This window comes from Kribbella sp. NBC_00709 (assembly GCF_036226565.1).
Lineage (GTDB): Bacteria > Actinomycetota > Actinomycetes > Propionibacteriales > Kribbellaceae > Kribbella.
In genome coordinates, this window is record NZ_CP108996.1 from 1,085,679 (window position 1) to 1,101,359 (window position 15,681).

16 protein-coding genes are annotated in these 15,681 nt (G+C 67.6%); 10 read left to right on the plus strand and 6 right to left on the minus strand.

Annotation, left to right across the window (positions count from 1 at the left end):
- Nucleotides 1-111 precede the first annotated feature (111 nt).
- From OHA18_RS05170 to OHA18_RS05185, 4 genes are read left to right on the plus strand one after another with little or no spacing between them, the layout of a single operon-like run.
- Nucleotides 112-1,383: an ABC transporter substrate-binding protein gene (locus OHA18_RS05170; protein WP_329002508.1), complete on the plus strand. Its 1,272-nt coding sequence runs from the start codon at nucleotides 112-114 to the stop codon at nucleotides 1,381-1,383.
- Entirely contained in the window at nucleotides 1,383-2,324 is a 942-nt protein-coding gene (locus tag OHA18_RS05175) for a carbohydrate ABC transporter permease (RefSeq protein WP_329002509.1), read from the plus strand. Before OHA18_RS05170 ends, OHA18_RS05175 begins: the two co-directional genes overlap by 1 nt.
- On the plus strand, nucleotides 2,314-3,162 hold the full coding sequence (locus tag OHA18_RS05180; RefSeq protein WP_329002510.1) for a carbohydrate ABC transporter permease: 849 nt from the start codon (nucleotides 2,314-2,316) through the stop codon (nucleotides 3,160-3,162). The genes OHA18_RS05175 and OHA18_RS05180 overlap by 11 nt, the downstream gene beginning before the upstream one ends.
- A gap of 18 nt (nucleotides 3,163-3,180) precedes the next feature.
- Nucleotides 3,181-4,482, plus strand: coding sequence for an alpha-L-fucosidase (locus OHA18_RS05185; protein ID WP_329002511.1), 1,302 nt, complete (start codon nucleotides 3,181-3,183; stop codon nucleotides 4,480-4,482).
- Nucleotides 4,483-4,755: 273 nt separating this feature from the next.
- On the opposite strand, the gene OHA18_RS05190 is transcribed toward OHA18_RS05185, so the two are convergent.
- Both OHA18_RS05190 and OHA18_RS05195 read right to left on the minus strand, forming a co-directional pair.
- The gene (locus tag OHA18_RS05190) at nucleotides 4,756-5,310 is read right to left on the minus strand and encodes a MaoC family dehydratase (protein ID WP_329002513.1); all 555 of its coding nucleotides are present in this window, start codon (nucleotides 5,308-5,310) and stop codon (nucleotides 4,756-4,758) included.
- A 39-nt stretch (nucleotides 5,311-5,349) separates the two neighbouring features.
- Nucleotides 5,350-5,886 carry a general stress protein gene (locus tag OHA18_RS05195; RefSeq protein ID WP_329002514.1) on the minus strand — a complete coding sequence of 179 codons (537 nt, stop codon included), beginning with the start codon at nucleotides 5,884-5,886 and terminating at the stop codon, nucleotides 5,350-5,352.
- Nucleotides 5,887-5,962: 76 nt separating this feature from the next.
- On the opposite strand from OHA18_RS05195, the gene OHA18_RS05200 reads away from it, so the two are divergent.
- From OHA18_RS05200 to OHA18_RS05210, 3 genes are all read left to right on the plus strand, one after another.
- A complete protein-coding gene (locus OHA18_RS05200) occupies nucleotides 5,963-7,069 on the plus strand; it encodes a magnesium and cobalt transport protein CorA (protein ID WP_329002515.1) in 1,107 nt (368 codons plus the stop codon).
- Nucleotides 7,070-7,244: 175 nt separating this feature from the next.
- Entirely contained in the window at nucleotides 7,245-8,261 is a 1,017-nt protein-coding gene (locus OHA18_RS05205; protein WP_329002516.1) for an ArsR/SmtB family transcription factor, read from the plus strand.
- Nucleotides 8,262-8,422: 161 nt separating this feature from the next.
- The gene (locus tag OHA18_RS05210) at nucleotides 8,423-8,875 is read left to right on the plus strand and encodes an RICIN domain-containing protein (protein ID WP_329002517.1); all 453 of its coding nucleotides are present in this window, start codon (nucleotides 8,423-8,425) and stop codon (nucleotides 8,873-8,875) included.
- Nucleotides 8,876-8,882: 7 nt separating this feature from the next.
- On the opposite strand, the gene OHA18_RS05215 is transcribed toward OHA18_RS05210, so the two are convergent.
- Nucleotides 8,883-10,073 (minus strand): acyl-CoA dehydrogenase family protein, encoded by a 1,191-nt coding sequence (locus OHA18_RS05215; RefSeq protein WP_329002518.1) that lies wholly within the window; start codon nucleotides 10,071-10,073, stop codon nucleotides 8,883-8,885.
- Nucleotides 10,074-10,180: 107 nt separating this feature from the next.
- A complete protein-coding gene (locus OHA18_RS05220; protein ID WP_329002520.1) occupies nucleotides 10,181-11,644 on the minus strand; it encodes a serine/threonine-protein kinase in 1,464 nt (487 codons plus the stop codon).
- A gap of 132 nt (nucleotides 11,645-11,776) precedes the next feature.
- Here OHA18_RS05220 and OHA18_RS05225 point away from each other — a divergent pair, with 132 nt between their 5' ends.
- Both OHA18_RS05225 and OHA18_RS05230 read left to right on the plus strand, forming a co-directional pair.
- Nucleotides 11,777-12,433: a peptidylprolyl isomerase gene (locus tag OHA18_RS05225; protein ID WP_329002521.1), complete on the plus strand. Its 657-nt coding sequence runs from the start codon at nucleotides 11,777-11,779 to the stop codon at nucleotides 12,431-12,433.
- A 41-nt stretch (nucleotides 12,434-12,474) separates the two neighbouring features.
- Complete coding sequence (locus OHA18_RS05230; protein ID WP_329002522.1) at nucleotides 12,475-13,083, plus strand: VOC family protein; 609 nt, start codon at nucleotides 12,475-12,477, stop codon at nucleotides 13,081-13,083.
- Here the strand turns inward: OHA18_RS05230 and OHA18_RS05235 are convergent.
- Nucleotides 13,080-14,042, minus strand: coding sequence for an HpcH/HpaI aldolase/citrate lyase family protein (locus tag OHA18_RS05235; protein WP_329002523.1), 963 nt, complete (start codon nucleotides 14,040-14,042; stop codon nucleotides 13,080-13,082). The genes OHA18_RS05230 and OHA18_RS05235 overlap by 4 nt on opposite strands.
- A 99-nt stretch (nucleotides 14,043-14,141) precedes the next feature.
- Here OHA18_RS05235 and OHA18_RS05240 point away from each other — a divergent pair, with 99 nt between their 5' ends.
- A complete protein-coding gene (locus OHA18_RS05240) occupies nucleotides 14,142-14,669 on the plus strand; it encodes a hypothetical protein (protein ID WP_329002525.1) in 528 nt (175 codons plus the stop codon).
- Here the strand turns inward: OHA18_RS05240 and OHA18_RS05245 are convergent, their stop codons facing one another.
- Nucleotides 14,670-15,638 carry a transcriptional regulator TrmB gene (locus OHA18_RS05245; RefSeq protein ID WP_329002526.1) on the minus strand — a complete coding sequence of 323 codons (969 nt, stop codon included), beginning with the start codon at nucleotides 15,636-15,638 and terminating at the stop codon, nucleotides 14,670-14,672.
- Nucleotides 15,639-15,681: the final 43 nt, after the last annotated feature.

The window sequence follows — 15,681 nt, forward strand, 5'->3', positions numbered from 1 at the left end:
TCTAGGGCCGAATTGCCGGTTTAGGTCGTGAATTATGGCTCTGAGGTGTTGACTGCGCCGAATGCCTCCGACTATAGATCGGATGACTAGCACATCCCCTGGAGGTCAGCGATGAAAGCATCACCGGCGCGGACACGCCGCTGGGTCACCGCCGCTCTGTCGGTTCTGGCCCTGACTGCCGTGGCCGCCTGCGGGGGCAACAACGGCAGTAGCGGTAGTAGTTCGGGATCGGCCGACAAGGCAGACCTGACCTGGTCGTTCTGGGTTGCCGGCAGCGAGGACCAGGCCGCGTGGCAGAAGGTCGCTGACCAGGCCCACACCGATCACACCGGGATCACCGTCAAGCTCCAGGGCGCCCCGTGGGACAGCTACTGGTCGAAGATCGGGACCACGCTGGCCGGCGGCAAGGCACCGTGCATCATCGGCATGCAGAGTCTGCGGATGGCGTCGTACGCCAGCGCGATGCTGCCGCTGGACGACCTGATGAAGAAGTACGGCATGAAGGCCGAGGACTTCGACAAGCCGATCATGGACGGCTTGAAGGCGGACGGGAAGCAGATCGCGATCCCGTACGACTCCGGCCCGATGGTGATCTTCTACAACAAGGACATGTTCAAGGCGGCCGGCGTACCGGACCCGAAACCGGGTTGGACGATGGACGAGTTCAAGGCCGCCGCGAAGAAGCTGACCGCCGCAGGGAAGACCGGCCTGGTGACGACCCCTGGTGACCTCGGCACGATGTCCTGGATCCGGACCATGACCGGTGCCGAACCACTGGCCGACGGCAAGCTCAACTTCACCGACTCGAAGTTCGAGCAGGGCTTCTCGCAGTACGCCGACTTCGTCAAGACCGACAAGATCGCCCCGCAGGTGCCGGGCGGCAACCCGGACTTCGAGACCCAGCAGTTCACCGGCGGCAAAGCCGCGATGCAGCTGAACGGGCCGTGGTCGCTGATCGACACCAAGGGCAAGGTCAAGTTCGACCTCGGCATCGCGCCGATCCCGGCCGGTCCGGACGGCTCCAAGACGTACACCGCCGGCTCCGGCTTCGGCATCTCCCGGTCCTGCAAGACGCCGGACGCGGCCTTCCAGGCGATCATGTCGATGACGAGCGTGAAGCCGCTGACCACGCTGGCCGAGGCGGGTCGTGCGTACCCGTCCCGCACCGTGGCGCACCCGGCCTGGTTCACCGCCGCGGGGATCGACGGCGCGAAGGAGACCATCGACTACGCCTCGGAGAACTCGATTCCCCTGGTCACCTCGAAGAACTGGGTCCAGGTCGCCGACCTGCTCAACCGGTTCGGAACGCAGGCACTGAACGGCGAGATCCCGCCGGACCAGGCCCTGAAGACCATCCAGGACCAAGCAGGCGCTGGTTCGTAATGGCAACCGACACAACCGTCGCTCCGCCCGGCGCACCTGCAGGTGCGCCCCGGGCGGGGCGCCGGCCCGCGCTCCGGAGGGACGGGCGGTACGCGTCGGTCTTCCTGGCTCCGAGCCTCGCCGGACTGGCCCTGTTCACGCTGTTCCCGACGGCGATGGCGCTGGGCATCAGCTTGTTCGACTGGCCGGTGTTCGGCGAGCGCTCGTTCCTCGGCTTCGGCAACTACTCGCACCTGCTGCACGACCCGGTGTTCCGCCGGGTGGTGCTGAACACCGTGCTGTTCGTCGTGCTGTACGTCCCGCTGAACGTGGTCGTCTCGCTCGGGCTCGCGGTCTGGCTCGGCCCGCAGATCAAGGGCCGGCAGGTGTTCCGGGTGCTGTTCTTCATCCCGGTGATGACGCCGATGGTCGCCAACGTGATGGTCTGGCGGCTGCTGTTCCAGCCCGGCGGGCTGATCGACGGCGGCCTGCAGAGCTGGTTCGGCATCGACGCGCCGAACTTCCTCGGCTCGTCGAACTGGGCGATGCCGGCGATCGTGGCGATGTCGATCTGGCAGGGCTTCGGGTACAACTTCCTGGTCTTCTCGGCCGCGATCGACCAGGTGCCGCAGTCGCAGCTGGAGTCCGCGCAGATCGACGGCGCCGGGCCGCTGCAGCGATTCCGCTACATCACCTGGCCGATGATCACCCCGTCGATGTTCTTCGCCACCACGCTGACGCTGATCACTTCGTTCCAGGTGTTCGCACAGCCGTTCATCCTGACCCAGGGCGGACCGGGCGTGGCCACCCAGACCATCGTCATGTACGTCTACAACCAGGGCTGGCAGTTCCTCCAGATGGGACTGGCGTCGGCGGCAGGCTGGGTGCTGTTCGTGATCATCATGGGCATCACCGCGGTCCAGTTCGTCGGGCAGAAGCGGTGGGTGAACTATGACGTCTGAGACCAACAGCCCCGCCCGCAAGGTCCGCAGCGGCGTCTCGCACGCCCTCCTGGTCGTCGTGGCGATCGTCTTCCTCGCTCCGTTGGTGTACGCCGTCTCGACGTCGCTGAAGCCGGCCGACGAGGTGTTCACCCCGGCGCCGCACCTGTTCGGCTCCGAGATCCGCTGGAAGAACTACGCGGACGCGTTCACGTTCGCCCCGTTCGACCGGTACTTCCTGAACAGCCTGTTCGTCGCGGTCGCGGGCACCCTGGTGGTGGTCGTCGCCTCGAGCATGTCGGCGTACGCCTTCGCGCGGTTGAAGTTCAGGGGCCGGGAGCAACTGTTCGTCCTGTTCCTCGGCACGCTGATGGTGCCGCAGGAAGTGCTGATCGTGCCGATGTACTGGCTGATGCAGACGCTCGGCTGGGTGGACAGCTACTGGGCGCTGATCCTGCCCTGGGCCTTCACCGCATTCGGCACGTTCCTGCTGAGACAGTTCTTCCTGACCGTCCCGGCCGAGCTCGAGGAAGCGGCCCGGGTGGACGGCTGCGGTCCGTTCCGGTCGTTCCTGCGGATCATGCTGCCACTGGCGCGGCCGGCCATCGCCGTACTGACCGTCTTCACCTTCATCAGCTTCTGGGGCAGTTTCCTGTGGCCGTTGATCATCATCAACAGCGTCGAGGACAAGGGCACGGTGCCGCTCGGCCTGGCGCAGTTCGTCGGCCAGCAGGGCACGCAGTGGAACCTGATGATGGCCGCCTCGATCATGGCGATGATTCCGACCGTCCTGCTCGTCGTACTCCTGCAGAAACACCTTGTCCGCGGCCTGCTCGTGACCGGTCTGGGCGGCCGCTAACTCTTAAGGAGATGTGAAATGACCGACGCGCCTCCCGCGCACTCCGTCGAGAAGTTCCGCGACTGGCGGTTCGGCCTGTTCGTCCACTGGGGCCTGTACTCGCTGCCGGCCCGGCATGAGTGGGTGAAGAACCGCGAACGGCTCACCGACGAGGACTACCAGCCGTACTTCGACCACTTCGAGCCCGACCTGTACGACCCGGCCAAGTGGGCCAAGGCGGCCCGTGAGGCCGGCATGAAGTACGCCGTACTCACGACCAAGCACCACGAGGGTTTCTGCCTGTGGGACTCGCAGGTGTCCGACTACACGGTCGCGAAGACCGCCTGGGGCAAGGACCTGGTCGGCCCGTTCGTCGAGGCCTGCCGGGCCGAAGGGCTCGGCGTCGGGTTCTACCACTCGCTGATCGACTGGCACCACCCCGAGTTCCCGATCGACGTCGTGCATCCGCAGCGGTACGACGAGGAGGCTCAGGCGAAGGCGGCGGGCCGGGACGTCCAGGTGTACGCCGACTACCTGCACGCGCAGACGCGGGAACTGCTGACGAACTACGGTCCGATCGACATCATGTGGTTCGACTTCTCGTACCCGAACCGCAACCGTGAGGACGGCCTGCCGGGGCCGGGCAACGGTAAGGGCAAGGACGAGTGGCGGTCCGTCGAGCTGATGGCGATGGTCCGGGAGCTGCAGCCGGACATCCTGATCAACGACCGGCTGGACATCCCCGGCGACTTCGTGACGCCGGAGCAGTACCAGCCGGACGGTCCGATGGAGCGCGACGGCGTACCGGTGCTGTGGGAGGCGTGCCAGACGCTGAACGGCAGCTGGGGCTACGACCGGGACAACCTGGACTGGAAGTCACCGGAGACGCTGGTGAAGATGCTGGTCGACTCGGTCTCCAAGGACGGCAACCTGCTGCTGAACGTCGGCCCGACCGGGCGCGGCGAGTTCGACCCGCGGGCACTGGCGACGCTGGCCTCGATCGGCGAGTGGATGCGGGTGCACGAGCGCTCGATCCGCGGCGCGCGGCCGTCCGGGTTCACACCGCCGACCGACGCTCGCTACACGCAGAAGGGCAACCGGCTCTACCTGCACCTGTTCTCGTGGCCGATGGGGCACGTGCACCTCCCCGGCCTCGGCGGAAAGGTCAAGTACGCCCAGCTCCTGAACGACGCGTCCGAGATCAAGCACATCGTCAACGACCCGAAGCAGACCGCTCAGAACACCCGCATGGGCGGTGTCTCCCCCGACACCCTCACCCTCAAGCTCCCGATCCAGCGCCCGACCGTCGAGGTCCCGGTCATCGAACTCTTCCTCACCTGACCCCTGCCCACCCCGGAATCCGACCCACCCGCCACCCGCCACCCGCCACCCGCCGGCTGCCGGCTGTCGGCTGCCGGCTGTCGGCTTCCCTTGGATGGGTTCACCTACCGCGTTGTGGGTTCACCCACTGGAATACGGGGGGTGAACCCACAACGGGGTGGGTGAACCCATCCAAGGCGGACCGGGCGGGGCGCGAGGGCGCGGCGCGGAGGCGGGGCGGGGCGCGGGGGCGGGGGCGGTGTGGCGCCGGGTGGGTGGGTGGGGCGGGCTGGGTCAGGAGGCTGGGGTGGGGCGGGCTGGTTGTTCCCCGCCTCGGCTTTCCAGGTAGTTGTTCTTCGGGACCATGACCTTGCGGCGGAACAGGCAGACGACGGTGCCGTCCTGCTTGTAGCCCTTGGTCTCCACGTGGACGATCCCGCGGTCGTCCTTGGACGTGGACTCCCATTTGTCCAGTACGACGGTCTCGCCGTAGATGGTGTCGCCGTGGAACGTGGGGGCGACGTGGCGCAGCGACTCGATCTCCAGGTTCGCGATCGCCTTGCCGCTCACGTCGGGGACCGACATGCCGAGCAGGATCGAGTAGATGTAGTTGCCCACCACAACGTTCTTGCCGAACTGGGTGGTCTCCTCCGCGTAGTTGCTGTCCAGGTGCAGCGGATGGTGGTTCATCGTCAGCAGGCAGAACAGGTGGTCGTCGTACTCCGTCACCGTCTTGCCCGGCCAGTGCTTGTAGACGGCACCGACCTCGAACTCCTCGTAGCTGCGCCCGAACTGCATCGCGGTTCCTCCTCGGTCCTGGATTCCCCATGCTGCCGGGTCCAGGCGCATCCGGACCGTGGTCTGGCTCTCACCGGCGCGAGAGATACGTCACTGGTCGGTCTGCGTCCGCTGCTGCATCTGGTGATCCGGGAGCAGCGGGTGCACCTCGCCCTTGAGCGCCAGCTTGGCCAGGTGGTTGCGCGCCTCTTCAGCAAACTTGAAGTCGCAGAGCACGTCGTACGTCGTCGCAACCACTGCGGTGCGGGAGGTGAAGTCGCGCCGGCCGGCGGACTGGGCGTAGCTCAGACCACCGAACACCAGGCCGAAGAACGCGCCGAGTACGACGCCGGTGAGCAACGCCGCGAGCCAGTTGCCCGTGGTGAACAGGCCCAGCAGCAGACCGACGAACAGACCGAACCACGCGCCGCTGGCCAGACCCGCGGTGAGCGCACGGCCCCAGGTGAGCCGGCCGGTGATCTTCTCGACCTGACGGAGGTTGTTGCCGACGATGGTCGTGTGCTCGACCGGGAACTTCTCGTCCGAGAGGTAGTCGACAGCTCGCTGCGCCTCCCGGTAGGTGTCGTAGGTCCCGATCGTCAGCCCGGTCGGCCTGGGGTCCATCGAGGGCATGCCCTGCGTGGTCATCGTCGTTCCTCTCCACGTGCGTCCACCCCCATCATTGCCGACGGCTGGTTACCGCGTCTTGATAGCCTCGCCGGTGATGGCCGGCCGACGGTGGGACATGGGCGCGACACGCCGGGTAGGACGGGTCTTCGCCCGCCGCGGCGGCGCTGACGGACGCCCGCCGGACGACGTCGTCACCGGCAAGCTCGAGGGCGCTCTGATCGACTGGGGCCTGTACCGGGACGGCGTGCGCGACCGCCGGGTCAACTCCTACACCGACGCACTGGACCGGGCTCGGCGCGGCCAGGGGTTCGTTTGGATCGGTCTGTTCGAGCCGACCGACCACCAGCTCGCCATCATCGGCCACGAGTTCGGTCTGCACCCGCTGGCACTCGAGGACGCGTTGGAGGCCCACCAGCGCCCCAAACTCGAGCGGTACGGCGAGACGCTGTTCGCCGTGTTCAAAACGGTCACGTATGTCCCGCACGGGGATCTGACCGCGACCAGTGAGGTCGTGGCGACCGGCGAGGTGATGGTGTTCTGCGGCCCTGGCTTCGTGGTGACGGTCCGGCACGGAGAGCACAGTGAGCTGACAGGACTGCGGCAGGAGCTGGAGAAGGAGCCGAAACGGCTGGCGACCGGTCCAGGCGCCGTACTGCATGCGATCGCCGACCATGTCGTCGACCGGTACCTCGAGGTCGCAGACGCCGTACAGGCCGACATCGACATGATCGAGACCGGCATGTTCACGCCGCGTGGCTGGCGCAACATCGACCGGGTCTACCAGCTGAAGCGCGAGGTGCTCGAGCTCAAGCGAGCTGTAGCCCCGCTGACCGGTCCCATGCGTGCGCTGTCGACGCTGCGGCACGCGCTGATCGCCGACGAGACCAGGAACTACTTCCGCGACGTCGACGACCACCTGCAACGGGTGAAGGAGCAGGTGATCTCGTTCGACGAGCTGCTCAGCTCGATCCTGCAGGCCGGCCTGGCCCAGGTCCAGGTGGCCGAGAACGAGGACATGCGCCGGATCTCCGCCTGGGTGGCGATCCTGGCGGTGCCGACGATGATCGCCGGCATCTACGGCATGAACTTCGACTACATGCCCGAGCTGCGGCTGAAGTACGCGTACTTCGTCGTCCTCGGGGTGATGGCGTCCGCGTGTTTCGTCCTTTACCGATTGTTCAAGCGGAACCACTGGCTGTGACCCGAAGGCTCCCTGCTGTCCGATAGGCGACATGGCAACCTTTTGCCATGGCCGGGAGTCCTTGCGGATTGGAATGTTCAAACGGTTGTGGACCAATCCGGTGCCTTGATTGAATTCTGCCGTCGCGTTCGGTCAGGAATCGAGCACGTTCTGCGACCAAGGGGAGGGACTTGCGGTGCTTCGAATCCATTTCACGCCACGGGACCTTGCCCGCGTCACGGTCGCGACGAAACCGGCGCCGCTGTGGGAGGTGCTGCTCAGCCTGCACATGCTGCAGCATTCGGACGGCCGGTTGATCTTCGAGGACTGGCGCCGTCACGTGCGGACCAGAGTCGCACCGGACCAGATGCGGCTGCTGCTCGAGCTGACCCCGCCGAGGGGCTACTCCCCCGACTTCCTGACGCCGGCCGAGTCCGCACCGGACTTCGACTCCGCGCTGGAGCAGGCGCTGGCGACACCGCGGCAGCAGATCCGCAGCCAGCTTGACCTGCTCGGGACGTACCGGCCCGCGTCGCCGTGGACCCGGGAGCTGGCGCAGGGCAGCCGGACGTCGATGCACAAGCTCGGCCGGGCCATCCGGTCGTACCACGACGCGGCCATCGCGCCGTACTGGAAGTCGATCGGCACGCATGTGTCCGCGGACCACGCCCATCGTGGGGAGGCGCTGGCCCGGCACGGGGTGGACCGGCTGCTGTCGTCGCTGCATCCGCGGGTCCGGTGGCTGGCACCGGTCCTGCAGGTGCTGGACATGAACGACCGCGATCTGTATCTCGATGGCAGGGGAATCGAGTTGCAGCCGTCGGCGTTCTGCTGGCAGGTACCGACCAAGCTGCGGGACCCGGATCTCAGACCGATCCTGGTCTATCCGATCCAGCATGCGCCGGGGATCCTGCGGCAGGCGTCGACGGAGTCTGCCTCGTCGAGTGACCCGTTGGGCTCACTGCTCGGGTCGACCCGGGCCGCCGCCCTGGAGGCGACCGTCAGCGGCTGTACGACGACGGAGCTGGCGCAACGCTGCAAGATCTCCCCGGCCGCCGCCAGCCACCAGGCGACGGTGCTCCGGGAGGCCGGCCTGATCACCACGCGCCGGGCCGGCGCGTCGGTCCGCCACGAGATCACCCAACTGGGCATCTGGCTGCTGTCCGGCTACGGCTCCGGCCACACGCGGGCTCCGGCCCGGGCACCCATCTAGCCCCCACCATCCCCTGCCCCGCCGCGCGCTGGGCCGACCGGCACCGCCCCGCCTGTCGACCCAGCGTGCCGGCCGTCAGCGCGCAGTCAGCGCCTGGTCAGCGACTCCCGGGATGGTTGTTCCGGCCGCCGGATCTCCGCGGCCAGAACAAGGGAGACACCATGGGAAAGCTCAAGGGGGCCGTGCTTGCGGGCGTCGCGGCATCGGCACTCGTCGCGACGGCGGCACCGGCCCAGGCATCCACCTACGAAGGCATCCAGACGTTCAAGTTCGAGGACAGCAACAGCATGTGCATCTCGGACCTGTCGGAGGGGCTGGGGCCGGCCAAGTGCGTCGGGACGAACTATCAGAAGTGGGGCGTCTACGCGGCGCCGAACGTTCGCGCGTTCAAGAACGTCCAGACCGGCCGGTGCATCCAGGGCGGCTGGGACGCCCGGGTCGTGAGCGTGGTCTGTCAGGGATCGGACTACCAGCGCTTCAACATCCTGCACAACGACGACGGATCGATCGAGCTGAAGAACGTCGCGACCGGGAACTGCATCACCTTCGCTCCCGGCAAGGCGCTGTACCTGTCGAGGTGCGTCAAGAACGAACCCTGGCAGTCCCTGGTCTGAGACCAGCTCAGAGCTTGTAGTCCTCGAGGAGGCGGCGGCCGATGATCATGCGCTGGATGTCGGCCGTGCCTTCGCCGATCAGGAGCATCGGGGCCTCGCGGTACAGCCGCTCGATCTCGTACTCCTTGGAGAACCCGTAGCCGCCGTGGATGCGGAACGAGTCCTCCACGACCTGGGAGCAGTACTCACTGGCCAGGTACTTCGCCACGCCGGCCTCGAAGTCGTTGCGGGAACCGCTGTCCTTCTTCCGGGCCGCCTTCACCATCAGCTCGTGCGCCGCCTCGACCTTGACCGCCATGTCGGCCAGCCGGAACAGCACCGCCTGGTGCTCGGCGATCTTCTTGCCGAAGGTCTCCCGCTGCTGCGCGTACGAGATGCCCAGCTCGAACGCCCGCCGCGCGACGCCGCACCCGCGCGCGGCGACGTTCACCCGGCCGACCTCGACGCCGTCCATCATCTGGTAGAAACCCTTGCCCGGTACGCCGCCGAGGATCTGCCCGCCGTCGATCCGGTAGCCGTCGAAGATCAGCTCGGTCGTGTCGACGCCCTTGTAGCCCATCTTCTCGATCTTGCCCGGGATCGTCAGGCCCGGGTCGACCTCGCCGAACCCGGGCTCCTTCTCGACCAGGAACGTGGTCATGTTCTTGTAGACCGAGTCCTGCCCCTCGTCGGTCTTCACCAGGACGGCGACCAGGTTCGACGAGCCGCCGTTGGTCAGCCACATCTTCTGGCCGTTGACGACGTACGCGTCGCCGTCCTTGACCGCCTTGGTCTTGATCGCGGCGACGTCGGATCCACAGCCCGGCTCGGACATCGAGAACGCGCCGCGGACCTCACCGGTGGCCATCCGGGGCAGGTACTTCTGCTTCTGCTCGTCGGTGCCGTGCTGCAGCAGCATGTAGGCGACGATGAAGTGCGTGTTGATGATGCCGGACACGCTCATCCAGCCGCGGGCGATCTCCTCGACGCACAGTGCGTAGGTGAGCAGCGACTCGCCCAGGCCGCCGTACTCCTCGGGGATCATCAGGCCGAACAGGCCGAGCTCCTTGAGGCCCTCGACGATCTCGGTCGGGTACTCGTCGCGGTGCTCGAGCTCGGTGGCGACCGGGAGGATCTCGGCCTCGACGAAGGCCCGGACCGTCTTCAGGATCTCCTCCTGGATGTCGGTCAGCCCGTCGGTCTGCTGCAACCTGCTCATCGTGCGTCTCCTTCGGCCGGCTTACCCGCGAGTATCGCGGTTCTCAGCATCCCGGCACGAGGGTGACACTCGCTGTGACATCGACCACCTGACGGAGGTCGCGTGCCTCACTCGTTGTTGCCGCCGCCGCCGTTGTTGTTGTTGTCCGGGCGTGGCAGCGACTGGCCGATCGTCTGGAACAGCGCTGCGATCTGCGGTGTCGCCTGCCAGCGATGGCGCTGCTGTGCCTCGAACAGGCGCTGCCGGGCCTCGTAGAAATTCCGGGCGGCAGCACCGGTGTCGCCGTGGTCGAGCGCCTCGGCCGCCCGGTCCAACTGTGCCGCAGCGTCGCGTGGCGCCTTGCTGTGGCTGCCCTGCTGGGTGGCACGCACCTGTGCGGCCAGCGTGCGCAGGCTCTGCACCAGTACGGCCTGCGGATTCTGCTGTGTCTTCGTGGGAGTCGGCTTGGGCGTCGGCTTCTTCGTCGGAGTCTTCGACGGCGTCGGCTTCGGCTTAGGCGTCGTCTTGGGCGCACTGGTCGCCTTCACGACGGGCGCGGACGGCGTGCCGCCTGCCTGCGCCGGCGGATCGTTCGTCACACCGGACCGGAGCAGCAGAGCGGCTACTACTCCCGCCACGACTACAGCGGCCGCTACGCCGATCTTGGCCAGCGGGAAACCACGCCGCTCTGCCCGATGCCCGGTCGTGGTTTCTGAGTCGTCCTCTTCCCACTTCCCGACGCCCAGGACCTCTTCGGCCGCAGGCGCTGTGAACGCCAGGACCTGGGTCTGGTTGGCCGGTGCGAGCAGCACAGCCACGTCAGCAGCCGACGACGGGCGGTCGGCCGGGTTCTTCGCCAGCAGGTGCGTGACGAGGTCCGACAGCTCCTGCGGTACGTCGGTACGCGTGATCGGCGGCGGCGGTACGTCGAGGTGCTGCCGCATCACCACGTCGACGGTCGGGCCGGAGAAGGGCGGCGTACCAGTCAGGAGCTCGTGCAGGACGCAGCCGAACGAGTACCAGTCGCTCGCGGCGGTAGCCGGCTCGCCACGGACCTGCTCCGGTGACACGTACGACGCCGTACCGAGCAGAACGCCCAGTCCGGTCGTCTCGTTGCCGGCGCGCTTCGCGATACCGAAGTCGGTCATCTTGAGCGTGCCGTCCGGGGCCAGCAGCAGGTTGCCCGGCTTCACGTCACGGTGGACGATCCCGGCCTCGTGCGCGGCGTCCAGTGCGCGGGCGCCCTGCGTGGCGATCTCCGTGACCAGATCGGCCGTCGGCAGTCCCGACGTACGCATCAGCTGCGCCAGGTCAGGGCCCTGCACGAGCTCCATCACCAGGAACACGTGGTCGCCTGCTGAGCCGACGTCGTACGTCGCGACGACGTTCGGATGCGTCAGCCGGGCGGCGGCCTGCGCCTCCGCCCGGAACCGCTGGCCCGCGTCCATCGGATCGCCGTCGAGACTCCGCAGCAACTTCACTGCCACCTGGCGGGCGAGGACGGTGTCCTCGGCCTGCCACACCTCACCCGCACCGCCCCTGCCCAGCAGGGTCAGCAACCGGTACCGACCGGCCAGTACCTCGCCGTTCACAAACAACACACCTTCCGCAGCGGACCGCAACACCTTAGGCGGGAAGCGCCGGAGGATCGAGTCCGCGGCCGAAACCTTCAGAAAGCCTCCAGAATCTCTGCAGACTGCGATCGGAGTACTACGGTGTGTCGCATGAAGCGATCGATTCCCGCCCTGATCGCGGCTGCCCTCGTCGCCGCGACGCTGACCACGAGTACCGCGTCTGCCGCCCCGGCCCACCACCCGAAGCCGGTGGTCAAGTGCGAGTTCACGCCGACGCCTGAGAACCCGGCCGCCAAACCGGTGCGGATCCCGTCCGCGACCGCGCGTGCGAAGGGCACGGTCGACGTGTTCTTCCTGACGAACTACGGGCCGTTCGTGGTCCGGATGGACCGGGCCAACGCGCCCTGCGGGGTGCACAACTTCGTACATCTGGTGCAGAGCCGGTTCTACGACTCCACCCAGTGTTTCCGGCTGACGAACTCGGCACGGCTCGGCGTGCTGCAGTGTGGCGACATCTACCGCCAGGAGGAGGGCGGACCGGGGTACAAGTTCCCCGACGAGGTGACCGGCCAGGAGACCTACCCGCGCGGCACCGTTGCCTACGGCAACCAGGGCCCGGGCACCAACGGGTCGGAGTTCTTCGTCGTGCACTCGTTCGCCAACATCCCGCCGGACTACACCGTGCTCGGCCACGTCGTCGCCGGCATGTCCACCTTCGACCGGATGGTCGCCGCCGGCATCGCCGACCCCGACCAGGACGGGCCGCCGGTCAAGCCGATCCGGATCTACAAGGTCTGGAGCCGCTGAGGGGAGGGTAATTCCCTGCCTCCCAGCCTTACCGTGGCGTCGTGGGCACCCGTGGACGGCCGAGACATCCCGACGTACTGACCCCCGCCGAATGGCGCGTGGTGCACCTGGTGCGGCACGGCCTGTCGAACCGGGAGATCGCGCAGCGGCGCGGGGTCAGCGTCGACGCGGTCAAGTTCCACGTCGCGAACGCACTGCTGAAGCTCGGCCTGGACCGCCGGGCCGAGCTTCGCAGCTGGCGCGGCGTGCCCGCCGACAGTGCGCTACGAGGAGAAGGAGTCCAGGCGATGGAACTAGGCGTCATCGGGCAGATCGCCCGCCCGGTCAGCAACATCGAGACCGCCGTTGACTTCTACGGGAAGGTGCTCGGGCTTCCGCACCTCTACACGTTCGGCGATCTCGCCTTCTTCGACTGCAACGGCACGCGCTTGTTCCTGAGCGCCACGGAGGAGCCCACCGAGCCGTCCGTCCTCTACTTCCGCGTCGACGACATCCAGACGGCGTACGACGAACTCCAGGCGCGCGGCGTGCAGTTCGAACAGGCGCCGCACCTGATCCACAAACACGACAACGGGGTCGAGGAATGGATGGCGTTCTTCCCCGACCCCGACGGTCACCTGCTCGCGATCATGGCCCAGGTCGGGCCTTAGTCCGCCGGCGGTTGCCAGATGTCGGTGCGGGTCAGGCCGGCGGCGCGGCCCTTGGCGGAGATGACCAGGGCCATCTTGCGGGACGCCTCGTCGATCATCTCGTCGCCGAGCATGACCGCGCCGCGGCCGCCGCCGGCAGCTGACGTGTAGTGGTCGTACGCGTCGAGGATGTTCTCGGCGTGGTCGTAGTCGTCCTGGCGCGGGGAGTACACCTCGTTCGCGGCGGCGATCTGGTCGGGGTGCAGGACCCACTTGCCGTCGAAGCCCAGTGCGGCGGAGCGACCGGCGACGCGGCGGAAGCCGTCGACGTCCTTGATCTGCAGGTACGGGCCGTCGATCGCCTGCTTCCCGTGCGCCCGCGCGGCCATCAGGATCTGCATCAGGATGTAGTGGTAGGCGTCGCCGACGTCGTACCCGGGCGGCTGCTCGCCGACCACCAGCGACTTCATGTTGATCGACGCCATGAAGTCGGCCGGGCCGAAGATGATCGTCTCCACCCGCGGCGACGCGGTGGCGATCGCGTTCACGTTGGTCAGGCCGAGCGCGTTCTCGATCTGCGCCTCGATCCCGATCCGGCCCGGCTCGTACCCGTGCACCTTCTCCAACTGGGTCAGCAACAGGTCCAGCGCGACCACCTGCTCGGCGGTCTGCACCTTCGGCAGCATGATGCAGTCCAGGTTCGCACCGGCGCCGGACACGACCTCGATCACGTCCGCGTAGGTCCACTCGGTGGTCCAGTCGTTCACCCGGACGACGCGGAGCTTGGTGCCCCAGCCGCCCTCGTTCAGCGCGGCGACGATGTTCTTCCGGGCGTCCGCCTTGGCGATCGGCGCGACCGAGTCCTCGAGGTCCAGGAACACCTGGTCCGCGTCCAGCCCCTTCGCCTTGGCCAGGAACCGTGGGTTCGACCCCGGGGTCGCCAGACACGACCTTCTGCTCCGCAAGACCTGCTCCGTCATCGCGCGACCTCCACTCGGTTACTCACCGGTCACCGGCAGCGTACGGCGAAACGCACGCGACCTGCCCGGTGACATCGCTCACTGTGACACTCTTGGGCGGTGGACACCGAGCAGGCTGTGACGGAGATCGCCGGGGTGATGAAGAAGGCGGGTCTCGTCTGGCTGTCGTGGAACGGCGGCCGCCCGGCCCCGGCGTGGTTCGCGACCGTCGACGGGCAGTACGTCGTACTCGCGGATGCGGCCGACAGCGCGGAGCAGCCACTGCCTGGACTCGCTACGGCCGGCTCGGCACAGGTCGTCGTACCGGCCAAACCGGCCACCAACCGGCTGGCCAGCTGGATGGCGACAGTGCGGCGGCTGGAGCCCGGGACGGATGAGTGGACGGCAGCAGCCCAAGTCCTGCGGACCGAGCGCCTCAACGCGGCCGGACTGGACACGCAGCTCGACCGATGGCAGACCGAGGCCGACATCCTCGTCCTGGAGCCGACCGGTGAGATCACCGAGGCGGCGGGACGGTACGACGCCACTCCGCGCGCCGAGGTGCCGATCCCGACGACTGCAACCACCCGTGGCAAAGCCCCGATCACCCTGCACCGTCCGATCCGCCGACGTCGCAAGCTGAGCTGATTACAGCCAGCCGCGGTCGCGGGCGTGCCAACCGAGCTGTAGGCGCGAGCGGGAGTGCGTCTGCTCCATCAACTGCTGCACTCGACGAGCCACTGTCCGCCTACTGATCCCGAGCCTCGCACCGGCTGCATCGTCGGTCAGCCCGGCGACTAGTAGTGAGAGCAGGTGGCGGTCCTCGGCGGACATTGCCTCCTCCGCCTGCAGGCTGTTCGATTCGGTCACCGAGAGCGGGCTGGCCCGGTTCCACACGGTTTCGAACAGTGCGACCAGTGCATCCAGCAGACTGCACGGATGGACCAGCAGCGCCGCGTCCTGTGCTGGCGTGGCCCAGTCCAGCGGGAGCAACGCGAGCTCTCGGTCCGCTACGGCGAGCTTGGTCGGCAGGACGTCCGCGATGCGCGCCTGCTCCCCAGCGCGGACGTGACTGACCGCGCTGGCGGCGAGCACCGCATCCGCGAGAGCTGAGCTGTCGTAGACGACCCGATACGCCACACCGGCGCCCTGTCTGGCCAGCTGCGTGCTGTTCACCTCGGCGGACGCGACGTACGGCGGTGCGACGAGCTCACGCATCTCGGTCTTGGCCGTCCGCTGCACGCGGTCGAACGCCAGGCCGACCGCTGTCTCACCGGTGACGATCTCGATGAGCTCCTCGGTCCGCCGCGTGCCGCCCTGCCTGGTTGCCTCCGCCGCCAGCCGGTACGCCGCTTTGCGGATCCGCTCGAACTCCTCCTCCTGCCGCCGGACGAGCTGCTCCACCGCAAGCTCCGGCGGCACCGGAACGATCAGCTCGCCAGGCGGCGGCGTACGGTGCACGAACCCTTCGGCCTGCAGTACGTCGACCGCCCGCTCGACCTCCTCCACCGGCCGGCCGAGCCGCGTGGCCAGATCCACCAGCGACGCGGCGCCGCGCCGGATCAGTTCCAGGTAGGCCGCCTCGTTCTCCGCTCCGAGCCCGGTCGATTCCAGCATGTCCATCCCCACCTCGACGTCACCCGAGGTAAGAAGTCTACGA